This window comes from Methylobacterium sp. Leaf88 (assembly GCF_001422795.1).
Classification (GTDB): Bacteria; Pseudomonadota; Alphaproteobacteria; order Rhizobiales; family Beijerinckiaceae; genus Methylobacterium.
The window spans coordinates 407-7934 of the sequence record NZ_LMMK01000008.1 but is presented as its reverse complement, the minus strand read 5'-3'; the positions used below and the strand labels follow the sequence as shown (position 1 = coordinate 7934).

The 7528-nt window shown below is 68.0% G+C and carries 4 protein-coding genes; 2 read left to right on the top strand and 2 right to left on the bottom strand.

What is annotated here, in order from left to right; translation table 11 throughout:
• Positions 1 to 117: 117 nt before the first annotated feature.
• Together ASF20_RS05535 and ASF20_RS05530 are read right to left on the bottom strand one after the other, a co-directional pair.
• Positions 118 to 3258: a CusA/CzcA family heavy metal efflux RND transporter gene (locus tag ASF20_RS05535; RefSeq protein ID WP_056271837.1), complete on the bottom strand. Its 3141-nt coding sequence runs from the start codon at positions 3256 to 3258 to the stop codon at positions 118 to 120.
• 7 nt (positions 3259 to 3265) lie between these two features.
• Positions 3266 to 4522 (bottom strand): efflux RND transporter periplasmic adaptor subunit, encoded by a 1257-nt coding sequence (locus tag ASF20_RS05530; protein WP_056271871.1) that lies wholly within the window; start codon positions 4520 to 4522, stop codon positions 3266 to 3268.
• 304 nt (positions 4523 to 4826) lie between these two features.
• Here ASF20_RS05530 and ASF20_RS05525 point away from each other — a divergent pair, with 304 nt between their 5' ends.
• Positions 4827 to 5504, top strand: coding sequence for a response regulator transcription factor (locus tag ASF20_RS05525; protein WP_056271834.1), 678 nt, complete (start codon positions 4827 to 4829; stop codon positions 5502 to 5504).
• Positions 5497 to 6879, top strand: a complete 1383-nt coding sequence (locus ASF20_RS05520; protein ID WP_056271830.1) for an ATP-binding protein — start codon at positions 5497 to 5499, stop codon at positions 6877 to 6879. Before ASF20_RS05525 ends, ASF20_RS05520 begins: the two co-directional genes overlap by 8 nt.
• Positions 6880 to 7528 lie beyond the last annotated feature (649 nt).

Genomic DNA, 7528 nt, shown 5'->3' with positions numbered 1-7528 from the left:
AGCATCGTCCCTCCTGCATCAGAGAGACGAAAACGAAAGCCAAACCAATCCGTTCAGGCGACGACAGACCCTAGCCGCCCCACGAAGACGGTAGGCCCGTTGCCGGTCCGAAGGCCTCTAGCCATCGACGCCCGCGCGCTGGCCGCCTTTCGCTCCCAGGCCGGATGGCTCGTCCTGGTCGCGACGGCGCCAGGGGAGCCGCAGATGCGCCAGGTAGGGATAGACGGCGGGAAGCACGACGAGCGTGAGCAGGGTTGCGGTGATGAGGCCGCCGATCACCACCGTGGCTAGGGGACGCTGCACCTCGGCGCCGGCACTCGTCGAGAGCGCCATCGGCAGGAACCCCAGCGCCGCCACCAGCGCCGTCATCAGGACCGGGCGCAGGCGCATCTCGGCGGCCCGGGTCGCCGCCTCGCGCGGGTCGAGGCCGAGGCGCTCGAGGTCGCGGATGTAGCTCGTCAGCACCACCCCGTTTAGGATGGCGATGCCGAAGGTGGCGATGAAGCCGATGGCCGCCGAGATCGAGAACGGCAGATCGCGCAGGTATAGGGCGACGATGCCGCCGGTGGCGGCCACCGGCACGTTGAGGAAGATCAGCCCGGCAAGGCGGACGTCGCCGAACATCACCACGAGCAGCACCAGGATCGCCGCCATCGCGGCCGGGACCACCACCGAGAGCCGGGCCGTGGCCTCCTGCAGGTTCTGGAACTGCCCGCTCCACTGCAGCGAGTAGCGCGGCGGCAGGGTGACGTGGGCTTTGACCGCTGCCTGCGCCTCTTGCACGAAGCTCTGGACGTCGCGCCCGCGCACGTTGGCCTGGACCGAGATCCGACGCTGGAGCTTCTCGCGGCTGATCTGGGCGGGGCCCGTCGCCACGTCCACCGAGGCGACGAGGGAGAGGGGCACCAGCGTTTTGCCGCTGCGGCCGACCGGCAGGTCGCGGATGCGCGCGAGGTCGCCGCGGTCCCCGGATTTCAGCCGGACCACGATGTCGGTGATGGAATTGTCCTCGCCGTAGATCATTCCGGCGGTGCGGCCGCCGATGCTCTCCACCACGTCGAGGACGTCGCTAACGTTGACGCCGTAGCGCGCGGCCCCCGCCCGGTCGACCTGGATGGAGAGGGCGGGCATGCCGGCCTGGGCCTCGGCCTTCACGTCGGCCGCGCCCATGACACCCGAGACCGCGCGCACGATGGCGTCCGCCTTGTCCTTGAGGACCTTCAGGTCGTCGCCGTAGAGGCTGATCGCGACGTCGCCCCGCACGCCCTCCAGCAGGTCGTCCATCCGCATCTGGATCGGCTGCGAGAACGCGTAGGACACCCCCGGCACCGCCGCGCGCAAGCGCTTGTCGAGGGCGGCGACGAGCCCTTCCTGAGTCCGCGCCGTGGTCCAGGTCGCGGGGTCCGTCAGAGTGATGAAGCTGTCGGTGGACTCGACGCCCATCGGGTCGGTCGGGATCTCGGCGCTGCCGGTCAGCGAGACGACGCGCTTCACTTCCGGGAACGACTTCAGGGTCTCCTCGATGCGGTGCATGACCTTGAGGGAGGCATCGAGGTTGATGCCCGGCAGCTTCTCCGAGGTGATGACGATGGAGCCCTCGGAGAGTTTGGGCAGGAATTCCCCGCCCAGCCGCGTCGCCAGCCAGCAGCTTCCGGCGAAGAGGCCGAGGGTCACCAGGACGGTGAGACCGGTACGGCGCTCGGCAAGGCGCAGGACCGGCGTGTAGGCGCTGCGCGCCCAATGGACGAGGCGGGTCTCGCGCTCGCCGAGGCCGGGGCCGGCCAGCACGATGGCGGCGAGCGCCGGCATCAGCGTCATCGTCAGGACGAGGGAGCCGGCGAGAGCCAGGATGACGGTCAGCGCCATCGGCCGGAACATCTTGCCGGCGACCCCTTCGAGGGCGAGGATGGGCAGGTAGACCATGATGATGATGGCGACCGCGAACAGGATCGGCCGGGCCACCTCCACGGTCGCCTTGCGGATCACTTCCTCGGCCGGGCGTTCGGGGTGCTCGCCCCGGGCGCGCAGGACGTTCTCGATCATCACCACGGCGCCGTCGACGATGAGGCCGAAGTCGATGGCGCCCAGACTCATCAGATTGCCCGACAGCCCGAACAGCCGCATGCCCGCGAAGGCCATGAGCATTGAGAGAGGGATCGCGGCCGCCACCACGAGGCCGGCCCGGAGGTTACCGAGAAGGAGCAGCAGCACGACGATGACGAGCACCGCCCCCTCCATGAGGTTGTGCTCGACGGTTCGGATGGTGCGCGCCACCAGGGTGCTGCGGTCGTAGTAAGGAACGATCTCGACGCCCGGCGGCAGTTGCGGCCGGAGATCCGCGAGGGTCTGCTTGACCCGCTCGACCACCGCGCTGGCGTTCTCGCCCTGCTGCATCATGGCGATGCCGACGACGGTCTCGCCCGCCGCATCGTGCGTCACGGCGCCGAGACGCACCTTTGGGGCTTCCGCCACCTCGCCCAGGGTGGCGACCGTCACCGGCACGCCGCCGGGGCCCGTCGTCACGACGATGTTGGCAAGGTCTTTCGTGTCCTTGGCCAGGCCGAGGCCGCGGATGACTTCCTGCTGGTCGTTGTGCTCGATGTAAGCGCCGCCACGTGCGGCGTTGTTCTCGGACAGCGCCGTGTAGACCTGGGCCATCGTCACGCCGTAGCGGTGGAGGTTTTCGGCGGCGATGCGGACCTCGTAGGTTGGCATCTGTCCGCCGTAGATGTTCACGTCGGCGATCCCGGGCGTGAGCTTGAGCTTGGGCGCGATGGTCCATTGCAGGATGCGCTTCAGCGCCATCGGCGAGTAGCCCGGGCCGCGCACCTCGAACTGGTAGATCTCGCCAAGACCCGTCGCCATCGGCCCCATCTCGGGATCGCCGACGCCTGTCGGCATCATGGTCTTCGCCAGAGGCAGGCGCTGGAACACCTGGGACCGTGCCTCCGTGATCGACATGGAATCGTCGAAGGTGACGTAGACGGCCGAGACGCCGTAGCGCGAAGTCGAGCGGATGCCCGATAGTCCCGGCGCTCCGGCCATCGCGTTCTCGACTGGGAAGCTGACGAGGCGCTCGACCTCCAGGGGCCCGAGGCCCGGCGACAGCGTCAGCACCATGACCTGCTTGGGCGAGATGTCGGGCACTGCGTCGATGGACAGGCCCTCGAGGTTCACGATGCCTCCGACCGCCCCGGCGAGTGCCAGGATCAGGACCAGCCAGCGGCGGCGGATGAGGAGGGCGAACCAAGCGTTCATCGGGTCCTCAATCCGTCGAGTGAAGCAGCGCGCGCATCAGGATCGCCTTGAGCCCGAAGCTGCCCTGCGTCGCCACCGTCTCGCCGACCTGGATTCCCGATTTCACCTCGACCCAGTCGGTCCGCTGGACCCCAAGCGTGACGTCCCGTTTCTCGAAACGGTCGTCGCCGATGCGCACGAAGGCGATGGGACCACCCTCCGTCTGCTGGATCGCGGTGGACGGCACCGTGACGCCGTCGCGCCCGAGATCGGCGGCGATCTCCACGGAGACGAACATGTTGGCGCGCAGGCTCCCGTCGGGATTGGCGATCTCGATCCGGGCCGGGGCGGTGTTGGTCATCGGGTCGATGGCCGCATTGACCGAACGCACACGGCCCTCGAAGCGCGGATGCGCCGCGACAGGAGCCTCGATGGTCGCTCGGTCGCCTTCCTTCACGGTGGCAATGTCGTGCCCGTAGAGGTTGGCCAGGACCTGGATCTGCGATGGGTCCGCCACCGTGAAGGCGTCGCGGTTCGTGTCGACGACTTCGCCCAGGGTGATGCCGGCGGCCGTGACCACGCCGTCAATCGGCGAGACGATGGCGCTGGTGCCGGGTGCCTGTCCAGGCGTGGGTGCCAGACGCTCGTACTGCGCCCGGTAGAGGTCGACCTGGGATTGGGCCGACAGGGTGGCTGCATGGGCCTTGGCGAGGTCTACCTGCCGGCGGTCGACCTCGGCCTGAGCGACCCCGCCCATCTTCACGAGATCGTTGCCGCGCTTGAGGTTGGTCTCGGCGACCTTTTCCGTGGCTTGCGCCTCGCCGAGGCTGGCTTGCGCCGCGGCGAGGCCGTTGCGGGCATCGAGGACGCCGGAGGCATTGAGGGTCGCCAGCGTCTGGCCGACCTTCACCCGGTCGCCGGGCTGCACGGACAAGCTCAGCACCCGGCCCGAGGTGCGCGGCTTGAGGCGGGTGACCCGGCGCTCATCAAAGGCGACCATGCCGGGGGTCCGCACGGGCAGGATGATCCGGCGGGTCTCGGATTGCCCGAAGGCCAGTCCAAGGCGGCGTTGCCCATCGGCATCGAGCCGAACGACGTTGTCCTCGGTCGGCTGTTCGGAAGCGGCCCCATTCGGGCTCGGCACGGTGTCAGGTGCGGTGGGGGCAAGACCAGTGAGGTTCAGCACGGGCTCAAAAAATGGCTTGGCGGCCTCGCGATACCACCTGCCTGCCAGTGCGACCGCGATCAGGCAGGCGACGACGGCCAACAAGGACCGAGGCCTCATCCCCCTGGGGAGCTGACCGGATGGGGCGTACCCGACGGACGCTCCTGCCGCGCTCGATCCCTCGAAGTCCGAGCGCTCGCGCGCCTGGCCACGACCGGCGATCCCTCCCTCGCCGTTCTCGAGCACGTCCGTCTCCGCCTCCAGCAGCACGCTATCGTCCATCGATTAGGTTAGATTCATTCTAGGACATAGGACGGGGCGGCACCCGCACCATTAAATTCGCGTTCACACTCGTGGTCGTGAGCCTTGTCCCGAACCACATCATGCACCGGGACGGGGGCGTTGAGCCCGGGAGTGCACCGGGTTGGCCAAGCTGCTTTTGATCGAGGACGATGCCGCGACGGCCGAGGAAATCCTCGGCGACCTGCATGGGCGTGGGCATGAGGTCGCGTGGGCCGCCACCGGCCCGGACGGTGCGGTCGCAGCCCGTTCGGGTGGGTGGAACGCCATCATCCTCGACCGGATGCTGCCGGGCCTGGACGGTCTCACCTTGCTGCGGGACCTGCGCGGGTCGGGCGACCGGACCCCGGCCCTGGTCCTGAGCGCGCTCGGCGATGTCGACGAGCGCATCCGGGGCCTGCGCGCCGGGGGCGACGACTATCTCGGCAAGCCCTTCGTCCTCGCCGAACTCGCGGCCAGGATCGAGGCCTTGCTACGGCGTCCGACCGACGTTCGCGAGACGGTCCTCAGGGTGGGGACGCTGGAGCTCGACCTCATCGCCGGCACCGGTCGCAGGGGCCAGCGCGACCTCGACCTCCTGCCGCGCGAGCTGAAGCTGCTCGAATACCTGATGCGACGGCACGGGCAGGTCGTGACCCGGGCGATGATGTTCGAGGAGGTGTGGAACTACCGCTTCACCCCGAAGTCGAATCTCATCGACGTGCATCTCGGACGCCTGCGCAAGAAGCTTGAGGCCGAAGGCGAGCCGATGCTCATCCATAACGTCCGGGGAGAGGGCTTCACCCTGTCCCCCGATGTCTAGGCTCGTACGTTCCTTCGCATTCCGCTGGGCGCTCGCCATCGCCCTATGGTCGACCCTGCTGTCGCTGCTGCTGTTCGCCTTCGTGTACTGGCAGACTGCCGCCTTCATGCAGGACGAGCTCGCCCAGGTCCTGCGCCACGAGGCGTACTATGCCGCCCGCGAGCCCGCGAAAGCGGTCAACCGCATCGAGACATGGATCAGCGAGGATCTCCACAGCGTCCACTTCGCCGGCCTGTTCGGGGCCGACGGTAGTAAGCGCGCAGGAAACCTCGATGCGCAGCCGCCAAGCCTGCCGGTAGATGGCGAGGTCCACCGGATCGGGGCGCAGGTCGCCATCGCGGGACGGCGCCTGAACGAGGAACTCTGGTCGGCGGCCGTGGCCCTGAACGACGGCAGCATCGTGGTCGTAGCCCACGACACCGATGAGATCGACCGCGCGAAGGCCACGGTGATCCGAGCGCTCGGCCTCGCCCTCGTGCCGACCCTGGCCTTCTCCATCCTCGGCGGCGTCCTGCTCGCCGGACGCGCCCGGCGACGCTTGGCATCCACGGAAGCGGCGGTTGCGCGCGTGATGCGGGGCGACTTGCGCCAGCGCCTGCCAGTCGGCGAGGCGGGGGACGAATTCGACCGGTTGGCGCGCGACGTCAATGGCATGCTCGCCGAGATCGAGCGCCTCGTTGAGGAGGTGCGCGGGGTGGGCGACGCCGTCGCACACGACCTGCGGACGCCGCTCACCCGCTTGCGTCTGCGTCTTGAGCGGGGCCGGGATCAAGCCCGCGACATCGAGGAACTGCGCCAGGCGGTGGACCAGGGCCTCGTCTGGATCGACCAGACGCTGGAGATGGTGACGGCTGTCTTGCGCATCGGCGAGATCGAGCACGGACGGCGCTGCGCCGCCTTCGGTCCGGTCGACCTACGGCTCGTTGTGAGCGAGGCCGCGGAGTTGTTCGAACCCTTGGCCGACGAGAAGGGAATCGCCCTCGGCATCCGCATCGAGGAGGAAGCGTCCGCCGTTCGGGGCGACCGCAGCCTCATCTTCGAGGCGATCTCGAACCTCCTCGACAACGCGATCAAGTTCACCCCGACCGGAGGCCGCGTCGGGATCGGCCTTGCTCGGCGCGACGGCGTTCCCGTGGTGTCCGTGGAAGACACGGGTCCGGGCATCGCCGCCGACGAACGCAACCATGTCTTCAAGCGGTTCTACCGTGCGGAACGTGCCAGGCAGACGCATGGCAACGGGCTCGGCCTTGGCCTCGTCGCGGCCATCGCCAAGCTGCACGGATTCCCGCTCAGCGTCGGTGATGGTCCCCACGGGGGATGTCGCTTCGAGATGGCATGCCCAGCGGTGGAACGTCGTGCCTCGGTGACTGGCTGAACGCCGAGCCTGTCGTCGATTGGCGGGCATGGCGTCGGGGGAGGAGTATCACCGGGCGCCGCCCGTCAAGACGCGCGGCGAAAAATGAATATAATTTTAAGAATTGTTCTAATCTGCATTTGGGTGCGAGATCGCTCGGATGATGTCGAAGCATTCTTATGCGGCCCGGAAGTGGGCCTGCGCGATCTTCGCGTTCGCGGCGATGCAAACGTCCGGGACGGCGGGTTCCAACCCAGTCCGAAACGACCCTCCATTGTCCTTCTCAGAGCCGGTCGGCGTTCCCCACAAGCACTGTGCGGGTTCCTGCATCAGTCGGGGATCGCTGCAGTGGTATTGTAGGGCGGACCAGACTTGCGAGTTGAACTGCTCGACAGCCCCGCCGGCAATGGAATGCCGTGGCGGCGAGGACTGAAGGCCCTCGGACGGGAATGGCCAAGGCTCGGGCGCCATGGGTGCTCCCGGGGCTAACGGCATGACCCGCTTCGCGTCGGACCCTCGATGAGGGCGGACCGACGGGCGTCGCATGCCGACCCATCATCATCCTTGAGAGGAAGTGACCTTGAATATCGCCGATTCCAGCAAACTGAACACCGAGACCTTCGAGATGCAGGGGAAATGCCCCTTCGGCGGCGACCGCATCGGTGGCGCC

Bases quoted from the DNA above. Each gene is read 5' to 3' on its own strand.
- ASF20_RS05535 (WP_056271837.1), bottom strand. From the start codon at position 3,258: ATGAACGCTTGGTTCGCCCTCCTCATCCGCCGCCGCTGGCTGGTCCTG.
- ASF20_RS05530 (WP_056271871.1), bottom strand. From the start codon at position 4,522: ATGAGGCCTCGGTCCTTGTTGGCCGTCGTCGCCTGCCTGATCGCGGTC.
- ASF20_RS05520 (WP_056271830.1), top strand. From the start codon at position 5,497: ATGTCTAGGCTCGTACGTTCCTTCGCATTCCGCTGGGCGCTCGCCATC.